Source organism: Streptomyces sp. NPDC044063 (assembly GCF_056434285.1).
Genome location: NZ_JBWKFM010000005.1, coordinates 195,403 through 221,166 on the forward strand (window position 1 = coordinate 195,403; position 25,764 = coordinate 221,166).

The 25,764-nt window shown below is 72.3% G+C and carries 26 protein-coding genes; 10 read left to right on the top strand and 16 right to left on the bottom strand.

Annotated features, from left to right (window positions below; genetic code table 11):
- The first annotated feature begins 62 nt into the window (after positions 1-62).
- The 3 genes from AC07BS_RS09200 to AC07BS_RS09210 all read left to right on the top strand — a co-directional run bounded on the left by AC07BS_RS09200 (position 63) and on the right by AC07BS_RS09210 (position 3,343).
- Positions 63-1,547: an MFS transporter gene (locus AC07BS_RS09200; RefSeq protein WP_478641481.1), complete on the top strand. Its 1,485-nt coding sequence runs from the start codon at positions 63-65 to the stop codon at positions 1,545-1,547.
- 114 nt (positions 1,548-1,661) lie between these two features.
- Positions 1,662-2,666: an aldo/keto reductase gene (locus tag AC07BS_RS09205; RefSeq protein ID WP_478931171.1), complete on the top strand. Its 1,005-nt coding sequence runs from the start codon at positions 1,662-1,664 to the stop codon at positions 2,664-2,666.
- Positions 2,667-2,764: 98 nt separating this feature from the next.
- Positions 2,765-3,343, top strand: coding sequence for a TetR/AcrR family transcriptional regulator (locus AC07BS_RS09210; RefSeq protein WP_478641483.1), 579 nt, complete (start codon positions 2,765-2,767; stop codon positions 3,341-3,343).
- 13 nt (positions 3,344-3,356) lie between these two features.
- Here AC07BS_RS09210 and AC07BS_RS09215 read toward each other — a convergent pair whose 3' ends face one another.
- From AC07BS_RS09215 to AC07BS_RS09225, 3 genes are all read right to left on the bottom strand, one after another.
- Positions 3,357-4,001: a response regulator gene (locus AC07BS_RS09215; RefSeq protein WP_478931173.1), complete on the bottom strand. Its 645-nt coding sequence runs from the start codon at positions 3,999-4,001 to the stop codon at positions 3,357-3,359.
- A complete protein-coding gene (locus AC07BS_RS09220) occupies positions 3,989-5,191 on the bottom strand; it encodes a sensor histidine kinase (protein ID WP_478931175.1) in 1,203 nt (400 codons plus the stop codon). The genes AC07BS_RS09215 and AC07BS_RS09220 overlap by 13 nt, the downstream gene beginning before the upstream one ends.
- Before the next feature lie 173 nt (positions 5,192-5,364).
- The gene (locus tag AC07BS_RS09225; RefSeq protein ID WP_478641487.1) at positions 5,365-6,747 is read right to left on the bottom strand and encodes a glycine--tRNA ligase; all 1,383 of its coding nucleotides are present in this window, start codon (positions 6,745-6,747) and stop codon (positions 5,365-5,367) included.
- A 153-nt stretch (positions 6,748-6,900) separates the two neighbouring features.
- Here AC07BS_RS09225 and AC07BS_RS09230 point away from each other — a divergent pair, with 153 nt between their 5' ends.
- From AC07BS_RS09230 to AC07BS_RS09245, 4 genes are all read left to right on the top strand, one after another.
- Positions 6,901-7,905 carry a metal ABC transporter substrate-binding protein gene (locus AC07BS_RS09230; RefSeq protein ID WP_478931177.1) on the top strand — a complete coding sequence of 335 codons (1,005 nt, stop codon included), beginning with the start codon at positions 6,901-6,903 and terminating at the stop codon, positions 7,903-7,905.
- Positions 7,906-7,925: 20 nt separating this feature from the next.
- A complete protein-coding gene (locus AC07BS_RS09235) occupies positions 7,926-8,693 on the top strand; it encodes a metal ABC transporter ATP-binding protein (protein WP_478642102.1) in 768 nt (255 codons plus the stop codon).
- Positions 8,693-9,589 (top strand): metal ABC transporter permease, encoded by an 897-nt coding sequence (locus AC07BS_RS09240; RefSeq protein ID WP_478641490.1) that lies wholly within the window; start codon positions 8,693-8,695, stop codon positions 9,587-9,589. Before AC07BS_RS09235 ends, AC07BS_RS09240 begins: the two co-directional genes overlap by 1 nt.
- Before the next feature lie 84 nt (positions 9,590-9,673).
- Entirely contained in the window at positions 9,674-10,093 is a 420-nt protein-coding gene (locus AC07BS_RS09245) for a Fur family transcriptional regulator (RefSeq protein ID WP_478641491.1), read from the top strand.
- 61 nt (positions 10,094-10,154) lie between these two features.
- Here AC07BS_RS09245 and AC07BS_RS09250 read toward each other — a convergent pair whose 3' ends face one another.
- The 7 genes from AC07BS_RS09250 to leuA all read right to left on the bottom strand — a co-directional run bounded on the left by AC07BS_RS09250 (position 10,155) and on the right by leuA (position 16,833).
- Positions 10,155-10,688: a YcxB family protein gene (locus tag AC07BS_RS09250; protein ID WP_478641493.1), complete on the bottom strand. Its 534-nt coding sequence runs from the start codon at positions 10,686-10,688 to the stop codon at positions 10,155-10,157.
- Positions 10,685-11,539, bottom strand: a complete 855-nt coding sequence (locus tag AC07BS_RS09255; RefSeq protein WP_478641494.1) for an isoprenyl transferase — start codon at positions 11,537-11,539, stop codon at positions 10,685-10,687. Before AC07BS_RS09255 ends, AC07BS_RS09250 begins: the two co-directional genes overlap by 4 nt.
- 37 nt (positions 11,540-11,576) lie before the next feature.
- Positions 11,577-12,323: a DNA repair protein RecO gene (recO, locus tag AC07BS_RS09260; protein ID WP_478641496.1), complete on the bottom strand. Its 747-nt coding sequence runs from the start codon at positions 12,321-12,323 to the stop codon at positions 11,577-11,579.
- An 86-nt stretch (positions 12,324-12,409) separates the two neighbouring features.
- Entirely contained in the window at positions 12,410-13,165 is a 756-nt protein-coding gene (locus tag AC07BS_RS09265; RefSeq protein WP_478931289.1) for a polyphosphate polymerase domain-containing protein, read from the bottom strand.
- A gap of 122 nt (positions 13,166-13,287) precedes the next feature.
- The gene (locus AC07BS_RS09270; protein ID WP_478641498.1) at positions 13,288-13,935 is read right to left on the bottom strand and encodes a DUF4956 domain-containing protein; all 648 of its coding nucleotides are present in this window, start codon (positions 13,933-13,935) and stop codon (positions 13,288-13,290) included.
- Between the two features lie 202 nt (positions 13,936-14,137).
- The gene (locus AC07BS_RS09275) at positions 14,138-14,866 is read right to left on the bottom strand and encodes a tellurite resistance TerB family protein (RefSeq protein WP_478642108.1); all 729 of its coding nucleotides are present in this window, start codon (positions 14,864-14,866) and stop codon (positions 14,138-14,140) included.
- 197 nt (positions 14,867-15,063) lie between these two features.
- A complete protein-coding gene (gene leuA / locus AC07BS_RS09280) occupies positions 15,064-16,833 on the bottom strand; it encodes a 2-isopropylmalate synthase (RefSeq protein ID WP_478641499.1) in 1,770 nt (589 codons plus the stop codon).
- Positions 16,834-17,192: 359 nt separating this feature from the next.
- Between leuA and AC07BS_RS09285 the strand changes: the two genes are divergently transcribed.
- Both AC07BS_RS09285 and AC07BS_RS09290 read left to right on the top strand, forming a co-directional pair.
- A complete protein-coding gene (locus AC07BS_RS09285) occupies positions 17,193-18,266 on the top strand; it encodes a M4 family metallopeptidase (protein ID WP_478641500.1) in 1,074 nt (357 codons plus the stop codon).
- 39 nt (positions 18,267-18,305) lie between these two features.
- A complete protein-coding gene (locus AC07BS_RS09290) occupies positions 18,306-18,572 on the top strand; it encodes a protealysin inhibitor emfourin (protein ID WP_478641501.1) in 267 nt (88 codons plus the stop codon).
- Positions 18,573-18,604: 32 nt separating this feature from the next.
- Here the strand turns inward: AC07BS_RS09290 and era are convergent, their stop codons facing one another.
- The 6 genes from era to AC07BS_RS09320 all read right to left on the bottom strand — a co-directional run bounded on the left by era (position 18,605) and on the right by AC07BS_RS09320 (position 24,226).
- Positions 18,605-19,546 (bottom strand): GTPase Era, encoded by a 942-nt coding sequence (gene era / locus AC07BS_RS09295; protein ID WP_478641503.1) that lies wholly within the window; start codon positions 19,544-19,546, stop codon positions 18,605-18,607.
- 134 nt (positions 19,547-19,680) lie between these two features.
- Positions 19,681-20,088 (bottom strand): DoxX family membrane protein, encoded by a 408-nt coding sequence (locus AC07BS_RS09300; RefSeq protein ID WP_478641505.1) that lies wholly within the window; start codon positions 20,086-20,088, stop codon positions 19,681-19,683.
- 59 nt (positions 20,089-20,147) lie between these two features.
- Entirely contained in the window at positions 20,148-21,455 is a 1,308-nt protein-coding gene (locus AC07BS_RS09305) for a hemolysin family protein (RefSeq protein ID WP_478641506.1), read from the bottom strand.
- Complete coding sequence (ybeY, locus tag AC07BS_RS09310) at positions 21,452-21,949, bottom strand: rRNA maturation RNase YbeY (RefSeq protein ID WP_478641507.1); 498 nt, start codon at positions 21,947-21,949, stop codon at positions 21,452-21,454. The genes AC07BS_RS09305 and ybeY overlap by 4 nt, the downstream gene beginning before the upstream one ends.
- 12 nt (positions 21,950-21,961) lie before the next feature.
- Positions 21,962-22,954: a PhoH family protein gene (locus tag AC07BS_RS09315; RefSeq protein ID WP_478641509.1), complete on the bottom strand. Its 993-nt coding sequence runs from the start codon at positions 22,952-22,954 to the stop codon at positions 21,962-21,964.
- A 105-nt stretch (positions 22,955-23,059) separates the two neighbouring features.
- Positions 23,060-24,226, bottom strand: coding sequence for a carbohydrate kinase family protein (locus AC07BS_RS09320; RefSeq protein ID WP_478641510.1), 1,167 nt, complete (start codon positions 24,224-24,226; stop codon positions 23,060-23,062).
- Between the two features lie 77 nt (positions 24,227-24,303).
- Here AC07BS_RS09320 and AC07BS_RS09325 point away from each other — a divergent pair, with 77 nt between their 5' ends.
- Positions 24,304-25,650, top strand: a complete 1,347-nt coding sequence (locus AC07BS_RS09325; RefSeq protein WP_478641512.1) for a 6-phospho-beta-glucosidase — start codon at positions 24,304-24,306, stop codon at positions 25,648-25,650.
- Positions 25,651-25,764 lie beyond the last annotated feature (114 nt).

Here is a 25,764-nt window from a genome sequence, read left to right on the forward strand (position 1 = left end):
GGCTCCGGTACCAGGATAACGAGGCTCTGGTACCCGGCTGGGGGCGCTGCCATCGTCGGTCCGTGAGCGAAATCCCCATACCGAGTCCTGCCGCCGCCGGCGCGCCCGCCCCGGCCTCCTCCGTCCCCTCCCCCGACCCCCGTACCTCCCCCGGCACCGGCTCCGTTCCCGCCATCGGCCGGCTGGGGCTGTTCACCGTGCTGATCGGCGCCGCGCTGCCGTTCCTGGACTTCTTCATCGTCAACGTCGCCCTGCCGACCATCGACCACGACCTGGACGCGGGCCCGGCCCTGCTGGAGATGGTGGTCGGCGGCTACGGCGTCTCCTACGCGGTGCTGCTCGTGCTGGGCGGCCGGCTGGGCGACATGGTGGGCCGGCGCCGGCTGTTCCTGTGGGGAACGGCCGCGTTCGGCGTGACGTCGGTGGCGTGCGGCCTGGCGCCGGACGCCTGGTCGCTGGTGATCGCGCGGGTCGCGCAGGGCGCGGCGGCCGCGCTGATGCTGCCGCAGGTGCTCGCGACGATCCAGGCGACGACCAGCGGTGAGCGCCGCACCCGGGCGATGAGCCTGTACAGCGGTACGGCCGGGGTGGCCAGCGCGGTCGGGCAGGTGCTCGGCGGGGTGCTGGTCTCCGTCGACCTCGCCGGGACCGGCTGGCGGTCGATCTTCCTGCTCAACGCGCCGATCGCGGTGGTGGCGCTGGTCCTGGCGCTCCGCTCGGTGCCCGAGACCCGGTCGGCGAACCCGACGCGGGTGGACGCCCGGGGCACGGTCCTGCTGACGCTGACCCTGGTGTCGCTGCTGCTGCCCCTGACCGAGGGCCGGTCGACGGGCTGGCCGCTGTGGTCGTGGCTGCTGCTGGCGGTGTTCCCGGTCGCGGCGGTGGCGCTGGTCGTGGTGGAGCGGCGCGAGGAGCGGGCCGGGCGGACGCCGCTGGTGCCGCCGTCGCTGCTGCGGATCCACTCGGTACGCAGCGGGCTGGCGCTGATCGTGCCGTTCTCCATCGGCTGGGGCGGGTACATGTTCGTGCTCGCGGTGGCGCTCCAGGAGGGGCTGCGGCTCGGGCCGATGGCGGCCGGGCTGGCACTGCTGCCGCTGTGCGTGACGTACCTCGCCGGCTCGCTGGCGGGGCCCCGGCTGGCGGCCCGGTACGGGAGGTCGCTGGTGACGGCCGGGTCGCTGCTCCAGGCGGTGGGGCTGACCACGGTGATCGCGACGTTCTGGTTCGGCTGGGACGGGCTGGGGCCGGCCGGCCCGGGGGCGGGACTGGCCGTCCAGGGCCTGGGCCAGGGGCTGCTGCTGCCGCTGACGCTGCGGATCGTGCTGAGCGAGGTGCCGCCGGACCGGGCGGGCGTCGGCAGCGGGGTGATGGTGACGACGCAGCAGGCGTTCATGGCGCTGGGCGTGGCCACGATGGGCTCGCTCTTCCTGTCCCTGACACCGGCGACGGGGATGCGGGACGCGCTGGCGATCACGCTGGGGGCACAGCTGGTGCTGGTGGCGGCGACGGTGCTGCTCAGCCTGCGGCTGCCGCGCACGGCGCACTGAACCGGGGGCCTCGATCCCGGGTGCGGACACACATGGACTGACAGATATTGAAATCTGTCAGTCCATGTGTCACGCTGTGGGGGTACCACCCGCTCCGTCCCCGAGGAGTTCCCCGTGCTGCACCGCACTCTCGGCACCACCGGCCCCAAGGTCTCCGCTCTCGGCCTCGGCTGCATGGGCATGTCCGCCCTCTACGGCGACGCCGACCGCGCCGAGTCGATCGCCACCCTCCACGCCGCCCTGGACGCCGGCGTCACCCTGCTCGACACCGGCGACTTCTACGGCATGGGGCACAACGAGCTGCTCATCGGCGAGGCCCTGCGCACCGCCCCCGCCGCCCACCGCGAGAACGCCCTCACCAGCGTCAAGTTCGGCGCCCTGCGCGACCCGGACGGCGGCTGGTCGGGGTACGACGGCCGCCCCGCCGCCGTGAAGAGCTTCGCCGCGTACTCGCTCCAGCGGCTGGGCGTCGACCACATCGACGTCTACCGGATCGCCCGCGTCGACCCGGACGTCCCGATCGAGGAGACCGTCGGCGCGATCGCCGAGCTGGTCGAGGCCGGGCACGTCCGCCACATCGGCCTGTCCGAGGCCGGCGCGGACACCATCCGCCGGGCCGCCGCCGTCGCCCCCATCGCCGACCTCCAGATCGAGTACTCCCTGATCTCCCGCGGCATCGAGGACCGCATCCTCCCCACCTGCCGCGAGCTGGGCATCGGCGTCACCGCCTACGGCGTCCTCTCCCGGGGCCTGATCAGCGGCCACTTCTCCCACGACCGGCAGCTCGCCGCGAATGACTTCCGCGGCATGAGCCCCCGCTTCCAGGGCGAGAACCTCCAGCGCAACCTCGACCTGGTCGACGCCCTGCGCAAGGTCGCTGAGGACCGGGGCGCGACGGTCGCCCAGACGGCCATCGCCTGGGTCCTCTCCCGCGGCGAGGACATCGTCCCCCTGGTCGGCGCCCGCCGCCGCGACCGCCTGACCGAGGCCCTCGGCGCCCTGGACATCACCCTCACCCCGGCCGACCTGACCGCCATCGAACAGGCCGTCCCCGCGGGATCCGCAGCCGGCGACCGCTACCCGGCCTCCCAGATGACCCACCTGGACAGCGAGCACTGAGGGCCCCCACCCGCGCCGGGTCTGGGCACAACCCGGCCCACCGGGCCGCACCGGTACGGTCGTAGTACCACCCACCCCCGGAAGGGACCCACCCCCAGATGCCCGAACCGCTGACACAGGACCGCATCCTCGAGGCCACCGAAGACGTGCTGCGCCGCTACGGCCCCGCCAAGGCCACCGTCGTCGACGTGGCCCGAGCCCTCGGCGTCAGCCACGGCAGCGTCTACCGCCACTTCGGGAGCAAGGCCGCCCTGCGGGAGGCGGTCACCGGGCGCTGGCTCGACCAGTCGCACGCCGAGCTGTCGGCCCTGGCCGACGCCGAGGCCCCGGCCGACGGCCGGCTGCGCGAGTGGCTCGCCGCGCTGTTCGCGGCCAAGCGCCGCAAGGCCGGCGACGACCCCGAGCTGTTCGCCACGTACATGGTCCTGGTCGGCGAGAACAGCACCACGGTCGAACGCCACATCGCGACGATGATCGAGCAGCTCGCCCGGATCATCGAGGGCGGCGTGGACGAGGGCGCGTTCCGCCCGGTCGACCCCGCGACGGCCGCCCGCGCGGTCTGGGACGCGAGCAGTCGCTTCCACGACCCGGCCTACGCGGCGGAGTGGTCACGGCCGGACATCGAGCCGGCCTTCGACGCGGTGTGCGACCTGGTCCTGCGCGGCCTCCACCACTAGGCCGGCCCGGGGGTCACCCCACCCCGAGGAACCGCAGCACCGCCAGCACCCGCCGGTGGTCGGCCTCGGCCTTCGGCAGGTCCAGCTTGGCCAGGATGTTGTTGATGTGCTTGGCCACGGCGCTCTCGCTGATGACGAGCCGTTCGGCGATCCCCGCGTTGGACCGGCCCTCGGCCATCGACGCGAGCACCTCCCGCTCGCGGGCCGTCAGCCGGTCCAGCGGGTCGCTGTGCCGCCGCGTCAGCAGCTGCGCGATCACCTGCGGGTCGAGCGCGGTGCCGCCGGCCGCCACCCGCCGCAGCACCTCGATGAACTCCTCGACGTCCGCGACGCGTTGCTTGAGGAGATAGCCGAAGCCCGCGGTTTCGCCGGTCAGCAGGTCGGTGGCGTACCGCTCCTCGACGTACTGGGAGAGCAGCAGCACGGCCACCTCCGGCCACCGCGCGCGCAGGACCAGCGCGGCCCGTACGCCCTCGTCGGTGAAGCCCGGCGGCATCCGCACGTCGCACACGGCGAGGTCCGGCCGGTGCTTCTCCACGGCCGCCAGCAGGGACTCGGCGTCGCCGGTCTCCGCGACCACCTCGAATCCGGCCGCCTCCAGGACCTTCACCAGGCCCACCCGGAGCAGGACGGAATCCTCGGCGATCACAGCGCGCACGGCAGCTCCACGGTCACTTCGGTCGGGCCCCCCACGGGGCTGCTGATCGAGAACGTGCCGTCGACCGACGCGACGCGCTTGGCCAGCCCGGCCAGCCCGGTGCCGCCCGAGGGATCGGCCCCGCCCACGCCGTCGTCGGTGACGACGATCAGCAGTATCCCCTCCCGCGTTTCGACCGTGACATCCGCCCTGGAGGCGCGCGCGTGCTTGACCACGTTGGCCAGCGTCTCGGAGACCACGAAGTAGGCGACGGCCTCGACCGCGGGCCCCGGGCGCACCGGCAGATCCACCGTCACCCGGACCGGCAGCGGGGCGCGTTCGGCGAGTCCGGACAGGGCGGCGTCCAGGCCCCGGTCCTCCAGCACCGCCGGGTGGAGTCCGCGCACCAGGTCCTGAAGCTCGGCGACGGCCTCCTTCGCCTCCCGGTGGGCCTCGTCGATCACCTTGCGCGCGTCGTCGGGCAGATCGGTCAGCGTGACCTTGGCCAGGCCCAGGTTGACCGCCAGCGACACCAGGCGCTGCTGGGCGCCGTCGTGGAGGTCCCGTTCGATCCGCCGCCGCTCGGCGTCCGCCGCGTCCACCACGCCGGCCCGGCTCTCGGTGACCTCCTCCACCCGCCGCTCCAGCTCCTCGGCCCGGCTGGGCCCGAGCCGGCGCAGCGCGGCCCGGGTGTCGAGCCGGGCGAGCACCCCGGACAGCCAGGCGGCCGCGTACAGCCCGGCGATCCCGGCCGCGGTGAGGTAGCCGGCCGCCACGGCCCAGCCGGGCCGCGCGAGCCGCGTCTCGGGCGGCAGCGCCCATATCCACACGGAGACGGTGGCCGCCACCGCGGACGCGGCCCACAGCAGCAGCACCCCGGCGCCGCCCGCGGCGATCAGCGGCCCGACCAGCAGGTGGTACCGCGCCTGGGGCCATGAATAGGCCTGCCCGGTGGCCGGGATGTCCACCCCGAGCCGGCCCCGGAAGCGGGCCCGCTGCGCCCGCGACAGCAGCGGCACCGCGGCCCCGAGCACCGCCAGCGGCACCAGCACGGCCACCAGGCAACTCAGCGCCTCGGTCGGCCCGCCGGGCAGCCAGGGCACGGAGAGGACGAGGAGCGCGGCGAGCTGGACGATCACCCCGACGGCGAGGAAGGCGGTGGAGCGGCCGGCCCCCTGGAAGGGGCGACGGAGCAGAGCGGCGATGTGCATGCGGGACACGGTAGGCGCGCAGGTCAGGGGCGTGGAATGGCGGTGGTGCCCGGCTCGGGGTGCAAGCAGCACCACCTCGGCGGCACACCGGAACGCCGGAAGGCCCCGGCCCCCGCGGGACGCGGGGAGCCGGGGCCTTCCGGTGAACGCTCGGGCAGCGTCTGCCCGCCTGATCAGCAGCCGATCAGGCGCGCGGCCAGGTAGCCCTCGATCTGGTCGAGGGAGACGCGCTCCTGCTTCATGGTGTCGCGCTCGCGGACCGTCACCGCGTTGTCCTCGAGGGTGTCGAAGTCGACGGTGACGCAGAACGGGGTGCCGATCTCGTCCTGACGGCGGTAGCGGCGGCCGATGGCGCCGGCGTCGTCGAACTCGATGTTCCAGTGCTTGCGCAGGTCGGCGGCCAGGCCCTTGGCCTTCGGGGACAGCTCCGGGTTGCGGGACAGCGGCAGGACCGCGACCTTGACCGGGGACAGGCGCGGGTCGAGGCGCAGGACGGTGCGCTTCTCCAGCTTGCCCTTGGCGTTGGGGGCCTCGTCCTCGACGTAGGCGTCGAGCAGGAAGGCGAGCATGGTGCGGCCGACACCGGCGGCGGGCTCGATGACGTAGGGGGTCCAGCGCTCGCCGGCCTCCTGGTCGAAGAACGACAGGTCCTGGCCGGAGGCCTTGGCGTGGGCGCCCAGGTCGTAGTCGGTGCGGTTGGCGACGCCCTCCAGCTCGCCCCACTCGTTGCCGCCGAACTGGAAGCGGTACTCGATGTCAGCGGTGCGCTTGGAGTAGTGGGAGAGCTTCTCCTGCGGGTGCTCGTACCACCGCATGTTCTCCTCGCGCAGGCCGAGACCGGTGTACCAGTTCCAGCGCTGCTGCATCCAGTACTCCTGCCACTGCTCGTCCTCGCCCGGCTTGACGAAGAACTCCATCTCCATCTGCTCGAACTCGCGGGTGCGGAAGATGAAGTTGCCGGGCGTGATCTCGTTGCGGAAGGACTTGCCCATCTGGGCGATGCCGAACGGGGGCTTCTTCCGGGAGGTCTGCTGGACCTGGGCGAAGTTGGTGAAGATGCCCTGGGCGGTCTCGGGGCGCAGGTAGGCGACCGAGCCGGAGTCCTGGGTCGGGCCGAGGTGCGTGGAGAGCAGGCCGGAGAACTGCTTGGGCTCGGTGAACTGCCCCTTGTTGCCGCAGTTGGGGCAGTTGATGTCGGCCAGGCCGTTCTCGGGCAGCTTGCCGTGCTTGGCCTCGTAGGCCTCCTCCAGGTGGTCGGCGCGGTAGCGCTTGTGGCAGGAGGTGCACTCGGTCAGCGGGTCGGAGAAGGTGGCCACGTGACCGGAAGCCACCCACACCTCGGAGGCGAGGATCACCGACGAGTCGATGCCCACGACGTCCTCGCGCGAGGTGACCATGTAGCGCCACCACTGACGCTTGATGTTCTCCTTGAGCTCGACGCCGAGCGGGCCGTAGTCCCAGGCGGCACGCTGGCCGCCGTAGATCTCACTGCACGGAAAAACAAAGCCACGGCGCTTGCTCAGGCTGACGATGGTGTCGATCTTGTCGGCGGCCACGGTGCTCTCTTCATTGCGACGACGAACAGCGAATGGCTCAGGTTACCGGCGCCACACCCCCTCTCATCAAATCGGCTCTGGCCTTGGCTTGACCCGGTCCCCCGGACCCTCTGCTGTTGACAATCGTTTCCATCTTTGTTGAAAATGAGTGTCATGAACGTACGTCCGATCCGTCCCCTTCGCTCCCGCCGCCGAATAACCGGCGCCGCGGTCGCCCTCGCCGCGACGCTCGGCCTGGTGTCCCTCTCGGCCTGTTCGGTCCTGAGCTCCGACGGACGGACGGCGGACGGGAAGCTCAAGGTCGTGGCGTCCTTCTACCCCATGGAATTCCTGGCGAGGGAGATCGGCGGCGACCACGTCAGCGTCACCGGGCTCACCAAGCCCGGCGTCGAACCGCACGACCTGGAGCTCACCCCCCGGCAGACCGGCTCCCTCCAGGACGCCGGGGCGATCGTCTACCTCAAGGGCCTCCAGCCCGCCGTCGACACGGCGATCGGACAGTCCGGGAACAAGCACGTCGCCGACGCGGCCTCGCTCACCTCTCTGGAGAAGCACGGCACCGAGGTCGACGGCCACGACCACGGCGGTCACGACGACCACGAGGAGCACGAGGGCCACCGGCACGCCGACGAGAGCGGCGCCGACCCCCACATCTGGCTGGACCCCGTGAAGTACGCCGAGGTCGCCAAGGGCGTCGCCGCCACCCTCGCCGAGGCCGACCCCGACCACGAGGGCGACTACACGAAGAACGCCACCGCCCTGGCCGACCGGCTGCACGCGCTGGACCGGAAGTTCTCCGAGGGGCTGAAGAAGCGCGCCTCGGACACCTTCGTCACCACCCACGCCGCCTTCGGCTACCTCGCCGAGCGCTACGGCCTGGACCAGGAGTCCATCAGCGGCGTCGACCCGGAGTCCGAGCCCAGCGCCGCCCGGATGAAGGACCTCCACAAGCTGGCCGGCGACCACCACGTCAGCACCGTCTTCTTCGAGACCCTGGCCAGCCCCAAGACCGCCCGGACGCTGGCGAAGGACCTGGGCCTGCGCACCGACGTCCTCGACCCGCTCGAGGGCATCACCGACGACTCCAAGGGCCGCGACTACTTCGAGGTCATGGAGTCCAACCTCACCGCCCTGCAGAAGGCGCTCGGCACCACGTGACCACGCCCGAGGAGATCATCATGGAGCAGCCCGTCATATCCCTGCGCGGGGGCACCGCCTCGCTGGGGTCGCGCCCCGTGCTCCGCGGCGTCGACCTGACCGTCCGGCGCGGCGAGGTCGTCGCGCTGCTCGGCGCCAACGGCTCCGGCAAGTCCACGGCCGTCCGCTCGATCGTCGGCCAGGTGCCGCTCACCGGCGGCGAGCTGGAGCTCTTCGGCACCCCCCGGCGCCGCTTCCGCGACTGGGCGCGCGTCGGCTACGTGCCGCAGCGCACCACCGCCGCCGGCGGGGTGCCGGCCACCGTCCGCGAGGTCGTCGCGGCCGGCCGGCTGGCCCGCACCAGGCTGGGCCCGGTCCGCAAGGCCGACCGGGAGGCCGTGCACGAGGCCCTGGAGCTGGTGGGCATGGCCGACCGCGCCAAGGACCCCGTCGACGCCCTCTCCGGCGGCCAGCACCAGCGGGTGCTCATCGCCCGCGCGCTGGCCGGCCGCCCCGAGCTGCTGATCATGGACGAGCCGATGGCCGGCGTCGACCTGGCCAGCCAGGAGGTCCTCGCGACCGCCCTGCGCGGCGAGGTCGCCCGGGGCGCCACGGTGCTGCTCGTCCTCCACGAGCTCGGCCCGCTGGAGCCCCTCATCGACCGCGCGGTGGTCCTCCGGGACGGCTGCGTCGTCCACGACGGGCCCCCGCCCAAGGCCGTCGGCCAGCACGCGCTGCCCGGCCACGACCACGTACACCCGCACGCCGACCCGGCCGCGGAACCGATCCGGACAGGGCTGCTGAGCTGATGGACATCCTCGAACTCGCCTTCATGCAGCGGGCGCTGCTGGCCGCCCTCCTCGTGGGCGTCACCGCCCCCGCCATCGGCATCTACCTCGTCCAGCGCCGCCAGGCGCTGATGGGCGACGGCATCGGCCACGTCGCCCTCACCGGCGTCGGCCTGGGCTTCCTGCTCAACACCAGCCCCGTGTGGGTGGCCACGGCCGTCTGCGTGGCGGGCGCCGTGGTGATGGAGCTGATCCGGTCGTACGGCAGGACCCGCGGCGACATCGCGCTCGCCCTGCTGTTCTACGGCGGCATGGCCGGCGGCGTCATGCTGATGAGCCTCTCCGCGAACGGCTCCAACGCCAACCTCACCACGTACCTCTTCGGGTCCATCACCACCGTCTCGCAGCAGGACATCGTGGCGATCTGCCTGCTCGCCGCCTTCGTGGTCGCCACCACGATCGGCCTGCGCCGGCAGCTGTTCGCCATCTGCCAGGACGAGGAGTTCGCGCGCGTCACCGGTCTGCCGGTGCGGCTGCTGAACCTGCTCGTCGCCGTCACCGCCGCCGTGACCGTCACCGTCGCCATGCGCGTGGTCGGCCTGCTGCTGGTCAGCGCCCTGATGGTGATCCCCGTGGCGGCCTCCCAGCAGATCACCCGCAGCTTCGCCGCGACCTTCTCGATGGCCGTCTCCATCGGCGTCCTGGTGACCCTTTCGGGCACCGTCACCTCCTACTACGTGGACGTGCCGTCCGGCGCCACGATCGTGCTGATGGCCATCGGCGTCTTCCTGGTCCTGACCGCGCTGGCCACCCCGCTCGCCCGGCGGAGGGCCGACCGGGCGGCCCTGGCCGAGCACTGCACCCTCGAGGACTCCCCCGCCGCGACGCCCGGGGCCCCCGACGACGTCCGCGTCTGACGAGCCTGCCGGGCCCGCCCCGAGGGCCTGGCACAATTGGCGTGGCAACACGTGCGATGTTCTGGCCGTCCTGAGGAGGCAACTGTGGCGACCGCCGGACCCCCGGTACGCGGACGAGCCACCAAGCAGCGGGCGGCCGTCGCGGCCGCGCTCGACGAGGTGGACGAGTTCCGCAGCGCGCAGGAACTCCACGACATGCTCAGGCACCGCGGCGCCTCCGTCGGTCTGACCACGGTCTACCGCACCCTGCAGTCCCTGGCCGACGCCGGCGAGGTCGACGTACTGCGCACCAGCGAGGGCGAGGCGGTCTACCGCCGCTGCTCCAGCGGTCACCACCACCACCTGGTCTGCCGCGCCTGCGGCAAGGCCGTCGAGGTCGAGGGCCCGGCCGTCGAGAAGTGGGCCGACTCCATCGCGGAGGACCACGGCTTCGTGGACGTCGCCCACACGATCGAGATCTTCGGTACGTGCGGCGACTGCGCGGCGGCGCAGGCCGAGAGCTGACCTGATACGCGAACTGCCCCGGACGTCCTCGGACGTCCGGGGCAGTCGTCGTTCTCCGGCGCTAGACCCGCGGCAGACTCGCGTCCAGCAGCGCGCGGAGGCGGTCGACGTCGCCGGGGGCGGCGAGGGCCCGCTTGGGCAGGATCACCAGGCACGCGCCGCGCCTGTCGGCGCTCAGCAGCACGAAGAGGTCCTTCGTCTCGGTGTAGCGGCCGAACGCCGACCACGCCATCGAGCGGGACCCGTTCGCCGACGTACCGGCCAGGCCGCCGGCCGCCACCGTCGTCCGCGTCCGGCCCTCGCGCTCCAGGATCTTGTGGGCGTTGCGGGCCCGCAGCGCGGGGGCTCCCCACAGCGTGAAGACGGTCAGGAGGCCGAAGGTCACCAGGGGGTTCCAGTCCCTCGGCTCGACCCCCTTGGCCACGACCCCGGCCACGAAGACCGCGTAGCACAGCGGCAGTGCCACCTTCAGCAGCCGGGCGCTCCGTACGGTCCGGCCACGGGCCCGCAGCGCCGACCGGACGTCGGCGACCGTCAGCTCGTAGTCGAACGTCAGGGCGTCGGCCGGGGCCGGCGCCGTCGTGGTCTCGCTCATGCGGTGGTGGATTCCCCGCCCTCGACCGCGTCCTCGATCGCGTCCTCGACCGCGTTGGGGATCGCGCCGCCGAAGCGCCGGTCGCGCTGGGCGTACTCCAGGCAGGCGCGCCACAGGTGGCGGCGGTCGAAGTCGGGCCACAGGACGTCCTGGAAGACCATCTCGGCGTAGGCGCTCTGCCAGATCAGGTAGTTGGAGGTGCGCTGCTCACCGGAGGGGCGCAGGAAGAGGTCCACGTCCGGCATGTCCGGGTAGTACATGTACTTCTGGAGGGTCTTCTCGGTGACCTTCGAGGGGTCGAGCCGGCCCGCCTTCACGTCCTCGGCCATCGCCTGCGCCGCGTCCGCGATCTCCGCGCGGCCGCCGTAGTTCATGCAGAAGTACAGCGTGAGCTTGTCGTTGTCCTTGGTCTGCTCCTGGGCGACCTGGAGCTCCTTGGCGACCGACTTCCACAGCTTGGGCATCCGGCCCACCCAGCGTACCCGGATGCCGAGCGCGTCGAGCTGGTCGCGGGTCTTGCGGATGAAGTCGCGGTTGAAGTTCATCAGGAAGCGCACCTCGTCCGGGGAGCGCCGCCAGTTCTCGGTGGAGAAGGCGTAGAGGGAGATGCTCCCGACGCCCATCTCGATGGCGCCCTGGAGGACGTCCAGCACGCGCTCGGCGCCGACCTTGTGCCCCTCGGTGCGCGGCAGGCCGCGCTCCTTGGCCCAGCGGCCGTTGCCGTCCATGACGATGGCCACGTGGCCGGGGACGAGCTCACCGGGGATCTTCGGCGGGCGGGCGCCCGACGGGTGCGGGTCGGGGGTGCGGTACTCGCGTCGGGAACGGCCCAGAATCCCGCGTCGTGCCATCGAAGCCACTTCTCCTTGATCCCTGTTTCTCGGATTCCTATTGCTCGACATACCGGAGCGAGCGAAGCCCCCGCTCCAGATGCCACTGCAGATACGCGGCCACCAGGCCGCTGCCCTCGCGCACATGACGCGCCTCGCAGGCATCCGCCGTAGCCCAGTCCCCGGTCAGCAGCGCGCCGAGCAGCTGGATCGACTCCGAGGAGGGTACGACGCATCCGGGCACCCGGCACTCCCCGCACACCACGCCGCCGGCCGACGCCGAGAAGAACCGGTTGGGACCGGGCATCCCGCACTTCGCGCAGGCGTCGAAGCTGGGCGCGTAGCCGTTGACCGCGAGCGAGCGCAGCAGGAACGCGTCGAGGATCAGGTGCGGGGCGTGCTCCCCGGCGGCGAGCGTCCGCAGCGCCCCGACCAGCAGCAGGTACTGCTGGACCGCCGGCTCGCCCTCGTGGTCGGTGAACCGCTCGGCGGTCTCCAGCATGGCGGTGCCGGCGGTGTAGCGGGCGTAGTCGGTGACGATGCCGCCACCGTACGGAGCGATGGTCTCGCTCTGGGTGCACAGCGGCAGCCCCCGGCCGACCAGCTCACCGCCGCGCGCGAAGAACTGCACGTCGACGTGGGAGAACGGTTCGAGCCGGGCCCCGAACTTCGACTTCGTGCGCCGGACGCCGCGCGCCACGGCCCGCACCCGCCCGTGTCCCCGCGTGAGCAGGGTGATGATGCGGTCCGCCTCCCCCAGCTTCTGGGTGCGCAGCACGATGCCGTCGTCACGGAAGAGGGTCATGCCGCCATTCTCGCGTACGCGGCGGGGTGCCCCGGGCCACGGGCGGCCCCCCGCCGTCCGGCCGGCGCCCGGCTCAGGCGTCCGGCTCAGGCGCCCGGACCGGCGCCCTCCGGGAAGGCCCGGCCGGCGGCACGGCGCCAGCGGTTGGCGGGGAGGGCGGGGCGCAGGGCGGCGTAGGCGCCGCAGTACTTGGTGAAGACGGCCGGCCGCACACCGTGGTGGTGCAGCAGCAGGTCCGCCTCCGTCAGGTGGCCCGCGCTCTTGGTCTCCACGAGCACCAGCCCGTCGGCGCAGCGCACGGTGTGCCCGGTGCGCAGGTCGGTGCAGACGAGCCCGGCGTCGCACGTGATGCGCTCGCCGTCGGCGACGAACGTGGTCCGCAGATAGTCGGTGCTGAGCGAGGGGGCGAGCGCCCCGGGCGCCTCGATGCCGTACGCGGCGCGCAGGGTGGCGGCGAGGAAGGCCCGGTACGGGGCGTCCAGCGGGCCGTCGGCGCCGGTCAGCGGGCGGCGGTGCTTGACGGTGTCGCCGCGCCGGCCCTTGAGCTTGATCTCGAACTGCCGCTCCCCCGAGTCCTGGTAGAGGCGCTCGCGGATCTTGAAGCGCAGCCTGCGGCCCTGCCGGTGGTCGTGGAAGGAGCGCAGGCCGGGGGTGTCGTAGTAGACGGAGTGGTAGCCGAAGGCGCGGCGGCCGTCGATGGTCAGGGCGCGGAAGGGGCCGCCGGGGCGGCGGGGGTCGGTGAGGCGCGCGACCACCTGAAGGAACGTTTCAGCGGGCACCAGATAGCTGCGGTCGAAGCGGGTGAGCAGCTCGGCGCGCGCGGTGACCTCGGCCAGGGTGATCGACCGGGCGGTAGCGGCGGCCCGGTCGAGGGCCCCGGCGGCGGCCGGGGCGGCGAGGGCGGGCCCGGAGGCGGAAGTGGCGGCCCCGGGGACGGGGGTGGCGGGGGCGGGGGCCGGGGCGCTCACGCGGCCTCCCACGCGGGCGCGGCCGGCCGGCTCACGGCCTGGCCGCCCCGGTCGGCGGACCGCTCGGGCGAGCGCGCCGCGCCCGCCTCGGGCTCGCGGTAGCGGACGTCGACGACGGTCAGGTCGCGGACGTAGTCGATCTCCATGACGGTCCACTGCTGCGGCTCGCCGAGCCGCCGCGCGAGGTCGGCGCGCAGATCGGCGGGGTCGGCGTGGACGGTGTCGAGGGTGACGAGGGTGCGGCGCGAGCGGGCGAAGAGCCGGGGGTGGTCGGCACCGTAGACCACCAGCAGCAGGATGCCGCTGAGCGCCGCGGCCATCCCGAACGCGAGGTGCGGCAGACCGCAGACCAGGCCGAGGACGAGGGTGGTGAAGTAGTAGGCGACCTCCTGGTGCTGGACGGCGTCCGAGCGGAGCCTGATGATCGACAGGACGCCGAAGAGGCCGAAGCCGAGGGCGAGACCGCCGTTGCCGCCCACCTCGGCGAGCGCGGCTACCACGGTGAACAGCGCGACGTTCAGCGCGAGATACGCGGGGACCAGGTCGCGTCGCCGGTGCCTCGGGTAGTAGATCGCGAAGGTCAGCAGACCCACCGCGGCCAGGTCGAGACCCAGATGGGCGGCAAGGTGTCGCACGGTTTCCATCGTTCCCTCTCTCTGTGCGATCGAACGATCACAGATCCGAGGGAAACTCTGGATGAACACGGCCGGTCACTCAGAGAAACAATGCGATTTCTTGACGAACACACCTGTCACGTTGACCGGAAACGGAAGGATCAGGTCGCAATTCGCGCTCTTGTGCGGGCGGGCGCCGGCTCACATGGGAGGCGCCGGGCGCCCGCGCCGTTCACGAGGGCGTACGTGCCGCGGCCAGGAGTCTGTCGGTGTCCTCCGGGCAGAGCAGCAGCGCCCGGCCCACCGTCGCCAGGACCTCCCGCTCGGCGGGCCGGTACGGGCCGTCCGCCAGTGCGATCCGGGCCCCCTGGAGCAGGATCGACTCCCGCCCGGCCGGCGCCAGGTGCGGCGCCAGAGGCTCCAGGGCCTCGTGGAGCTCGATGGCCAGCGCCGTGCCGCACGCGTCGAAGCCACCGCCCTGGCCCGCGCCGCCCGGCGGCGTCGCGTACCGCCCGGGCAGCCGCCCGGTGTCCGCGGCCAGCGCCTCGATCAGCGTGACCAGCTGCTCCTCGCTGCAGTCCGCGAAGCCCGCCGCCCGCACCGCGCCGACCGCCGCGCGCCGGACCGTACGCGCCTCGGTGCCGCCCGCGGCCAGCACGGCCAGCGCGACGGTGTGCACGGCGTCCCGCAGCATCGCCGAGAACCGCGTCGTCGTCGGGTGGTCGAGCACGTCCATGGCGAACCGGCCGCGGCAGGCCGTGCATTCGACGATGGGCCCCACCGGGCCGCGCGGCAGCAGCGGTACACCGAACGCGACGAGGCGACGGCGGCCCGTACGGCGGTGGTAATTGCGGTCGCCGCCGCAACCGGGGCAGAAGAACTCGCCGTCCCCGACAGTGCGCCACACGGTGCGTACGCCCACCACGCACCGGTCCGGGCTGTGTCGGCCTTGCGCGTGCATCACGGCGCACCTCCATAACGCCACGGCCTCGTCGCCGCGTTGACGTGATGTTAGCCACATCCTTGATGCGGCGTCAGTACCTCGTCACGCACAGGCACGCGGCATGCGGCCGCCGGCGCCACCGAGCCCACCGGATGCGGTGCTTTCGGTGGCGCCGCGTTGACGGACGGACCGCCTGACGACCGCCTCCGCCCCCGTCAGCCGCGGTACGCCCGGTTCACCGCCGACACGACGGCCTTGATCGAGGCGCGCGTGGTGTTGGCGTCGATGCCGATGCCCCACAGCACCTTTCCGTCGATCACGCACTCGATGTACGAGGCCGCCTGGGCGCTGGCGCCCTCGCTCATGGTGTGCTCGGTGTAGTCGAGCAGACGGGCGTCGACCCCGGTGGCGGCCAGCGCGTCGAAGAACGCGGAGATCGGGCCGTTGCCCGTACCGGTCATGACCGTCTCCACGCCGTCCACGACGGCCTCGACGGTCAGCGCGTCGGTGCCCTCGCTGGTGGTGGACGTCTGGGCGCTGCGCAGGGTGATCCGGCCCCACGGGTCGGTGGCCATGGGCAGGTACTCGTCCTGGAAGACCGCCCAGATCTCCTGCGGGGTGACCTCGCCGCCCTCGGCGTCGGTCCGGGCCTGGATGATCCTCGAGAACTCGATCTGCATCCGGCGCGGCAGGTCCAGCTTGTGGTCGTTCTTCAGGACGTAGGCGATGCCGCCCTTGCCGGACTGCGAGTTCACCCGGATGACCGCCTCGTAGGACCGGCCGACGTCCTTGGGATCGATCGGCAGGTACGGCACCGCCCACTCGATGTCGTCCACGGTCTTCCCGGCGGCGGCCGCGTCGGCCGCCATCGCCTCGAAGCCCTTCTTGATGGCGTCCTGGTGGGAGCCGGAGAAGGCGGTGTAGACCAGGTCGCCCGCGTAGGGGTGGCGCGGGTGGACCTCCATCTGGTTGCAGTACTCGGCGGTGCGGCGCACCTCGTCGATCTGCGAGAAGTCGATCATCGGGTCGACGCCCTGGGAGAAGAGGTTCATGCCCAGGGTGACCAGGTCGACGTTGCCGGTGCGCTCGCCCTGGCCGAACAGGCAGCCCTCGACCCGGTCGGCGCCGGCCATGACCGCCAGCTCGGCGGCGGCGACGGCGGTGCCGCGGTCGTTGTGGGGGTGCGCGGACAGGCACACGAACTCCCGGCGGGAGATGTTGCGCGACATCCACTCGAAGCGGTCGGCGTGGGTGGAGGGCGTGGAACGCTCGACGGTCGCCGGCAGGTTCAGGATGATCTCGCGGCCCTCCTCGGGCTGCCAGACGTCCATGACGCCCTCGCAGACCTCCAGGGCGAAGTCCAGCTCGGTGTCGGTGAAGATCTCCGGGCTGTACTGGTAGCCGAACACGGTCTCGTCGCCGAGGATCTTGTCGGCGTACTCCATCACCAGCCGGGTGCCGTCCACCGCGATCTGCTTGACCTGCTCGCGTGAGCCGCGGAAGACCACCCGCCGGAAGACCGGGGCCGTGGCGTTGTAGAGGTGGACGGTGGCGCGGTGGGCGCCGCGCAGGGACTCCACGGTCCGCTCGATCAGCTCCTCGCGCGCCTGGGTGAGGACGGAGATCGTCACGTCCTCCGGAATCGCGCCCTCCTCGATGATCGAGCGGACGAACGCGAAGTCCGTGGCCCCGGAGGAGGGGAAGCCGACCTCGATCTCCTTGTAGCCCATCCGGACCAGCAGGTCGAACATCTCACGCTTGCGGGCGGGCGACATCGGGTCGATCAGTGCCTGGTTGCCGTCCCGCAGGTCGGTCGACAGCCAGCGGGGCGCGGCGGTGATACGGCGGTCCGGCCAGGTGCGGTCGGACAGGTCCACGGCCTCGAAGGGGCGGTACTTGTGGATGGGCATCCCGGAGGGCCGGCGCACGGCGGTGGCGGCGGTGACGGGCGTGGGGCGGCCGACGGACGGGGACGTCTGGGACATCTGCGGAGGGCTCCTCGGTGATCCGCGGGGTGCGGCCGACGGGCTGCTGCTCGGGATTCTCCGGTTTCTCCGGGGCGTTTCCGCAACGCCGAAACTCCGCGGGGAGGGGGTCGGCCTACGTCTACAGGCCCTCGCCGCGGCAGCTAAGAAGAAGCAGCACGTCACGCATGATGCGAGAAACACTAACCGAGGCGCGCGGGGATCGGCAGGGCCGTTCCAGCATGCGGGACACCCGCGGAAGCCCGCGGGAACCCACGAGAACCGGCCGGAACCCGCGAGACACGGAACGCCGCCACTCGTTTGTGTTAATCACCGCATCGCCCAATGACAAGGCCCGGGGGCGGTGTCAGATTGCACGCATGGCCGAATCAGAGAAGTCAGAGAAGACGGTTTTCTGCACCATCGTTCCGCCGCACGTCCTCGATCATCTCGCCCAGAGGGAAGACCCGCTCCTCCACGAGCCCGCCCGCCGCACCCTGGAGCACGACGGCGCCCTGCGCACCCGCCGCCGGGTCACCGCCCTGCGCGGGGTCTACGCCGACTCCTCGGCCGGCACCCCCTCCGAGACGCCGCGGCGCACGATCTACGACGCGCGCCACATCGAGAACCTGCCGGGCACCAAGGTGCACGCCGAGGGCGACGCGCCGAGCAAGGACGCCACCGTCAACCGCGCCCACGCCGGTCTCGGCGCGACGTTCGATCTCTATCTGAAGGTCTACGGCCGGCATTCCATCGACGACTGCGGACTGCCGCTGAACGCCAGCGTCCATTACGGCCACAAGTACAACAACGCCTTCTGGGACGGCGAGCAGATGGTCTTCGGGGACGGCGACGGCGACGTCTTCCTCGATTTCACGATTCCCGTGGACGTGATCGGCCACGAGCTGACCCACGGGGTCGTCCAGCACACGGCCAATCTGGAGTACTACGGCCAGTCGGGCGCGCTGAACGAATCCCTGGCCGATGTCTTCGGCTCCCTGATCAAGCAGTACGCCCTGGGGCAGACCGCCGACCAGGCCGACTGGCTGATCGGCTCGGGGCTGCTGGGCCCGGGCGTGGACAAGGGCACGGCCCTGCGCTCGATGAAGGCCCCGGGCACCGCGTACGACGACGACGTCCTCGGCAAGGACCCGCAGCCCGCCACCATGGACGACTACGTCCGCACCAGCCGGGACAACGGCGGCGTGCACATCAACTCCGGCATCCCCAACCACGCCTTCTACCTGCTGGCCACCGCCCTCGGCGGGCAGGCCTGGGAGCGGGCCGGGCGGATCTGGTACGCCACGCTGACCGGCGGCGAGCTGGCGGCCGACGCCCAGTTCGCGGACTTCGCCCGGCTGACCGTGGCCTCGGCCCGGACACTGTACGGCGAGGGCGACGCGGTCAAGGCCGTGCTGGAGGCGTGGCGCCAGGTGGGCGTCCCCACGGCGTAGGGACCCGTAGACGGAGGACGACGGGGTAGGGATGACGCCATGCGTATCGTCATCACCCGAACCGGCGGATTCGCCGGCATCGAGCGCCGGGCCGAGCTGGACACCTGCGGCCGGCCCGACGCGACGCACCTGGAGGCCCTGGCGCACCGCGCCCTCGCGCCGGGCCGGGACGCGCCGGCGAGGGGGGTGCCGGACGGCTTCCACTACGTGATCGACGTGGACGGCCGCTCGGTCCACCTCGCCGACCCCCACCTCACGGAGGACCAGCGCGAACTGATCCGCACCGTCCTGAAGGAAGGGGCGTGACGGCAGGGGCGTGAGGTAAGGGGCGCGACGGCCTAGAAGCCCAGCTTCCGCAGCTGCTTCGGGTCCCGCTGCCAGTCCTTCGCCACCTTCACATGCAGATCCAGGAAGACCGGCGTACCCAGCAGCGCCTCGATGTGCTTACGGGACTTCATGCCGACCTCCTTCAGCCGGGCGCCCTTGGGGCCGATGATGATGCCCTTCTGGCTGGGGCGCTCGATGTAGACATTGGCGTGGATGTCCAGCAGCGGCTTGTTCTTGGGACGGTCCTCGCGCGGCAGCATCTCCTCGACCACGACGGCGATGGAGTGCGGCAGCTCGTCGCGGACGCCCTCCAGGGCGGCCTCGCGGATCAGCTCGGCGACCATGACCTGCTCGGGCTCGTCGGTGAGGTCGCCCTCCGGGTAGAGCGGCGGGCTCTCCGGCAGCATCGGCGCGATCAGGTCCGCCAGCAGCGACACCTGCTTGTCGCCGACCGCGGAGACCGGCACGATCTGCGCCCACTGGATGCCCAGCTCGTCGCCCAGCTGCTGGATGGCGATCAGCTGCTCCGCCAGCGTCTTGGAGTCCACCAGGTCCGTCTTGGTGACGATGGCGATCTTGGGCGTCTTCTTGATCCCGGCCAGCTCGCCCGCGATGAAGCGGTCACCGGGGCCGAGCTTCTGGTCGGCGGGCAGGCAGAAGCCGATCACGTCGACCTCGGCCCAGGTGGTCCGCACCACGTCGTTCAGCCGCTCGCCGAGCAGGGTGCGCGGCTTGTGGAGACCGGGCGTGTCCACCAGGACGAGCTGCGCGTCCGGGCGGTGCACGATGCCACGCACGGTGTGGCGGGTGGTCTGCGGACGGTTCGAGGTGATCGCGACCTTCGTCCCCACCAGTGCGTTGGTCAGGGTCGACTTGCCCGCGTTGGGCCGGCCGACGAAGCACGCGAAGCCCGCGCGGTGGGGGGCCTGGGAGGGGGACGAGGCGTTATCCATACCGGCCATTCTCCCCGATCCCGGCCGAGACGCCGACCAGCGGTCGGCGGGAGGGGCGGGCCGGCGTCCCCGCCGCGTTCGACGCCACGCCGGGTGCGGCCGTGAGGCTCCGGGCCGCTCCGGGCCCGCCCGCGCTACCGCCCCCGCCGCGGTTCCGTCGCCGTGATCAGGAGGCCGCCCAGGATGGACAGGTTGGTGAAGAAGCCGACGCGGTGCTGGGCGCGTTTGGCCGGGTCGGTTTCCTTCCAGTAGGGGTGGCCCGCCAGGGTGGTCGGGATCAGGCTGGCGGCCAGGGCGAGGGCGGAGAGGCGGGGCAGGACGCCTAGGGCGAGCAGGGTGCCGGCGCCCGCGTGGACCGCGCCGTTGAGGCGGACCAGGGCGCGGGCGTCGCGGGGCAGCAGCCCGGGGACGAGGTCCGCGATGGCCAGGGCCACGGGGGCCGCGACGGGGGCCAGCGCCTCCGGGTGGCGGTACGTCTGCACGCCGCTGGTGACGAACGCGGACGCCAGCAGCGGTCGGGCGACACGGGTGACCACTCGCACGTGGCACAGGTTCCCGGGCCGGGCCGGGGGAAATCGCCGCTCGCGCGGGATTCCCCCGGTCAGACCTCGCCGTCCGCGCGGACCGGCTCGACCAGCACGGTCACGATGCGGTTCCGGCGGCCGGCCGACGCCTCCGCGGTCAGCCGCAGGGCGGTCAGGGAGGGGTCCGGGCCGTGCCCGGCGAGCAGCGGGACCCGTGCCGTGGCGCCGGCGATCGGCACCCGGCCGAGGGACTTCGCCAGCAGGCCGCCGACGGTCTCCACGTCCTCGTCGTCGAACTCCTCCAGGCCGTAGAGCCGGCCCAGGTCGCCGATGTCGAGGCGGGCGGTGACGCGGAAGCGGTCGTCGCCGAGCTCCTCGACGGGCGGCAGCTCCCGGTCGTACTCGTCGGTGATCTCGCCGACGATCTCCTCCAGGATGTCCTCGATGGTGACGATGCCGGCCGTGCCGCCGTACTCGTCGATGACGACCGCGCAGTGGGTGCGCTGCTGCTGCATCTCGCGCAGCAGGTCGCCGGCGTTCTTGGTGTCGGGTACGAAGACGGCGGGCCGCATGGCCGTGGAGACGAGCTCGCTCTCGGCGTCGCGGTTGATGTGCGTCTTGCGGACGAGGTCCTTGAGGTAGACGATGCCGACCACGTCGTCCTCGTTCTCGCCCGTCACCGGGATGCGCGAGAAGCCCGAGCGCAGCGCGAGGGTCAGCGCCTGGCGGATGGTCTTGCCCCGCTCGATGACGATGAGGTCGGTGCGCGGCACCATGACCTCGCGGACGAGGGTGTCGCCGAGCTCGAAGACGGAGTGGACCATGCGCCGCTCGTCGTCCTCGATCAGCGACTCCTTCTCGGCCAGGTCGACCATGGCCCGCAGCTCGGCCTCCGAGGCGAAGGGGCCCATGCGGAAGCCCTTGCCGGGGGTGAGGGCGTTGCCCAGGAGGATCAGCAGCCGGGGCACCGGGCCCATGATCCGGGCGAGCGGCAGCAGCACGTAGGCCGCCGCGGTGGCGGTGTTCAGCGGGTGCTGGCGGCCGATGGTGCGCGGGGAGACGCCGACGGCCACGTACGAGACGAGGACCATCACGGCGATGGCGACGGTCAGCGCCTGCCAGGTGGAGTCGAACTCCTCCAGGCAGACGTAGGTGACGAAGACGCCCGCCGCCATCTCGCAGGCGACGCGCACGAGCAGCGCCACGTTCAGATAGCGGGTGGGGTCGGCGGCGACGGCCATCAGCCGCGCGCTGCCCCGCCGCCCGGACCGGACGGCCTCCTCGGCCCGGAACCTGGTGGTCCGGGCGAGGCCGGCCTCGGCGCAGGCGGCGAGCCAGGCGACGACGAGCAGCAGGACCGCGGCGGCGATCAGCTGGCCGGTCACGTGAACGTGGGAGCCGGGGAGGGCCCTTCGATGCCGCGCTCGGCGCGCCAGCCGTCGATGATCGCCGCCTGGAGGCCGAACATCTCGGCCTTCTCGTCGGGTTCCTCGTGGTCGTAGCCCAGGAGGTGGAGGACGCCGTGGACGGTCAGGAGCTGGAGCTCCTCGTCCATGGAGTGCCCGGTCGGCGCCTCCTGGCCCTGCTTGTGCGCGACCTCGGGGCACAGCACGATGTCGCCGAGGAGGCCCTGCGGCGGCTCGTCGTCGTCCTTGGCCGGCGGCCGCAGCTCGTCCATCGGGAAGGACATCACGTCCGTGGGACCGGGCAGGTCCATCCACTGGATGTGGAGCTGCTCCATGGCTTCGGCGTCGACGACGATGACCGAGAGTTCGGAGAGCGGGTGGATGCGCATCCGGCCGAGGGCGTAGCGGGCGACGTCGAGGATCGCCTGCTCGTCGACCTCGGTGCCGGATTCGTTGTTGACGTCGATTGCCATCGTTGCTGCGCTTTACTTTCCGTTGCGGCTGTCGTACTGCTCGTACGCGTCGACAATACGTCCGACGAGCTTGTGCCGGACGACGTCGTTGCTGGTGAGCAGCGAGAAGTGGACGTCGTCGACGCCCTCCAGGATCTCCCGCACCTGGCGCAGACCGCTCTTCGTGCCCCCGGGAAGGTCGATCTGGGTGATGTCACCCGTGATGACGATCTTGGAGTCGAAGCCGAGCCGGGTCAGGAACATCTTCATCTGCTCGGGGCTGGTGTTCTGCGCCTCGTCGAGGATGATGAACGCGTCATTCAGAGTACGGCCGCGCATATATGCCAGCGGCGCGACCTCGATCGTCCCGGCGGCCATCAGGCGCGGGATGGAGTCGGGGTCGAGCATGTCGTGCAGCGCGTCGTAGAGCGGCCGCAGATACGGGTCGATCTTCTCGTAGAGCGTGCCGGGCAGGAAGCCCAGGCGCTCGCCCGCCTCCACCGCGGGGCGGGTCAGGATGATGCGGTTGACCTGCTTGGACTGGAGCGCCTGGACCGCCTTGGCCATGGCCAGGTAGGTCTTGCCGGTGCCGGCGGGGCCGATGCCGAAGACGACGGTGTGCTTGTCGATGGCGTCGACGTAGCGCTTCTGGTTGAGGGTCTTGGGCCGGATGGTGCGGCCGCGGCTGGAGAGGATGTTCTGGGTGAGGACCTCGGCGGGGGTCTCCGACCCCTTCTCCTCGTCCCTGAGCATGGCGATCGACCGTTCCACCGCGTCCTCCGTCATCGGCGCACCCGTGCGGAGCACCAGCATCATCTCGTCGAACAGGCGCTGGACGAGGGCCACTTCGCGCTGCTCGCCCGTCGCGCTGACCTCGTTGCCCCGTACGTGGATGTCCGTCGACGGGAAGGCCTTCTCGATCACGCGCAGGAGAGCGTCCCCGGAACCCAGGACCGTCACCATGGGGTGCTTGGCCGGGACCGTGAAGCGGGCTGTCGCCTGCGGTCGTGTGGGTGTCTGAGTCATGGGCCGGCCCTGAAGGCCTGCTCATCCCCTCTTTCCTGCGTTCCTGTATCCGAAGAACCCTTGGATACCAAGGGTACGACGGGCCGCCCGCGGGCCCGAAGGGATTTACGGCCGCCGGAAGCCCAGGGTGGGGACGGCCCGGCGCAGCGGCCAGGGCCGGGGGGCGGCGGGCAGCAGGCCGTCCAGGAAGGCGTAGCGGCGCAGCGTGGCCGGGGACTGGTCGTCGAACGACCGCACGTGCTGCCACCAGGCCGCGATCTCCACCCAGCCGGGCGCGGACAGCGACCCCCCGAACTCCTGCACCGACAGCGCGGCGGTCAGCCCCGCGAAGGCCAGCCGGTCCGCCAGCGGCCAGCCGGCGAGGGTGCCGGTGACGAAGCCCGCCACGAAGACGTCCCCGGCGCCGGTCGGGTCCAGCGCCTCCACCACGATGGCGGGCACCTCGGCGCTCTCGCCCGTCCGGCCGTCCACCGCGTACGCGCCGCGCTCGCCCATCGTCACCACGGCCAGCGGCACCTTCTCCGCCAGGGCGTGCGCGGCGGCGCGCGGCGAGCGGGTGCGGGTGTAGCGCATGGCCTCCTCGGCGTTGGGCAGGAAGGCCTCGCAGTGCTCCAGGTCCGCCAGGTCCGCCGGGTCCCAGCGGCCGGTCTCGTCCCAGCCCACGTCGGCGAAGATCCGGCTGCCGCGGCGGGCCGCCGTGGCGATCCACTCCTCCTGCTTGCCGGGCACCAGCAGGGCCACGCAGGCCCGGGCGGCGGGCGGGCACTCGGGGGCCGGCTCCTCCGGCGGCGGCGCCTCGTGGCCGTGCGAGACCATCGTCCGCTCGCCCTCGTACGCCATCGAGACGGTGACCGGGGAGTGCCAGCCGGGCACCGTGCGCGACAGGCTCAGGTCGATGCCCTCGCCGCGCGAGAGGGACTCCCAGCAGTACTCCCCGTACATGTCGTCGCCGAAGGCGGCCGCGAGGGAGGTGTGGAGGCCGAGCCGGGCCAGGGCGGTGGCCATGTTGGCGATGCCGCCGGGGCTGGAGCCCATGCCGCGCGCCCAGGACTCGGTGCCGCGCACCGGCGCCGAGTCCAGCCCGGTGAAGATGATGTCCAGGAAAACAGTTCCGGTCAGATAGACGTCGGTCGCGGGATCTCCGTCCGAACGCACCGCGGCGAGCGGGTCCAGAACGGGCGCCGCGCCCTCGTAGCGCTCGACCGGGATCGGCCCGCGGTGACCGGCTGCCCGGTCCGTGACGTGCGACGTGTGCGGCGAAGAGACCGTCATGCTCGCTCGTTGCTCCTCTCAGGGATGCACGGGTGCGGGTCCGGACAGTCTGCCCGATGCTGCGGTACGTTCCGGCCATGAGGCTGACGATTCTCGGCGGTGGCGGATTCCGGGTGCCGTTGGTGCACCGGGCCCTTCTCGACGACGCCCGGCGCGACGCGCCGGGCCGCTGCACGGAACTCGTGCTCCACGACACCGACTCGACCCGTGCCAGAGTGATCGCGTCCGTGCTGGCCGCCCAGGCCGCCGGCGTGCCGGGCGCCCCGTCCGTGCGCATCGCCGACGACCTCGACGACGCCCTGCGCGGCGCGGACTTCGTCTTCTCCGCGATCCGGGTCGGCGGCACGGCCGGCCGGGTGATGGACGAGCGAATCCCGCTCAGCGAGGGCGTGTTGGGGCAGGAGACGGTCGGCGCGGGCGGTGTGCTCTACGGTCTGCGCACGGTCCTGGTGGCGCTCGACATCGCGGAACGGGTGGCGGCGGTGGCCCCGGACGCGTGGGTCATCAACTTCACCAATCCCGCGGGCATGGTGACCGAGGCGATGTCCGCGGTTCTCGGCGACCGCGTCATCGGCATCTGCGACTCCCCGGTGGGCCTGGTGCGGCGCGCCTCGCGGGCGCTGGGTGCCGACCCCGATCGGGTGACGTTCGACTACGTGGGGCTCAATCACCTCGGATGGCTCAGGACGTTGGAGGTCGACGGCCGGGACGCGCTGCCCGGCCTGCTCGCCGACGAACGGGCCCTGGGCTCCTTCGAGGAGGGCAAGCTCTTCGGCGCCGAGTGGCTGCGGGCGCTGGGCGCGCTGCCCAACGAGTACCTCCACTACTACTACTTCCGGCGGGAGACCCTGCGCTCGGTGCAGGAGGCCGCCAAGACCCGCGGCGAGTTCCTCGACCAGCAGCAGAGCGGTTTCTTCCGGGAGGCCGCGGCCACCCCGCACCGTTCGCACGAGCTGTGGGAGCGCACCCGGCTCCAGCGCGAGGTGACGTACATGGCGGAGAGCCGGGCCGCCAGCGGCGGCTGGCAGCGCGACAGCTGCGACCTCGACGGCGGCGGCTACGACCAGGTCGCCCTCGCCCTGATGCGGGCCGTCGCCGGCGACGCGGGCGCCCGCCTGATCCTCAACGTCCGCAACGGCCCCACCGTGCCGGCGCTGGCCCCCGACGCCGTCATCGAGACCGTGTGCGTCGTCGACGGCAAGGGCGCCCACCCGCTGCCGTGCGCGCCCCTGCGCGAGGACCAGCTCGGGCTGATGCTCCAGCTCAAGGCGGTCGAGCGGGCGGCCATCCAGGCCGCCGTGCACGAGGACCGCGACGCGGCCCTGCGTGCCCTGGCGCTGCACCCGCTGGTCGACTCCCCGGCCGTCGCGGCCCGCATCCTGTCCCGGGCGCACGGCGCGAAGGCGGTGGCGGGGGTCCGCTAGCCGGCGTACGCCCGGCACCGGGCGCCTCCGGAACGCCGGACGGGCCGTACGCCCGCGCGTACGGCCCGGTCCGGCTCCCGGGGACGGCCCCCCTGTGGTCCTCCAGCGGGCTGT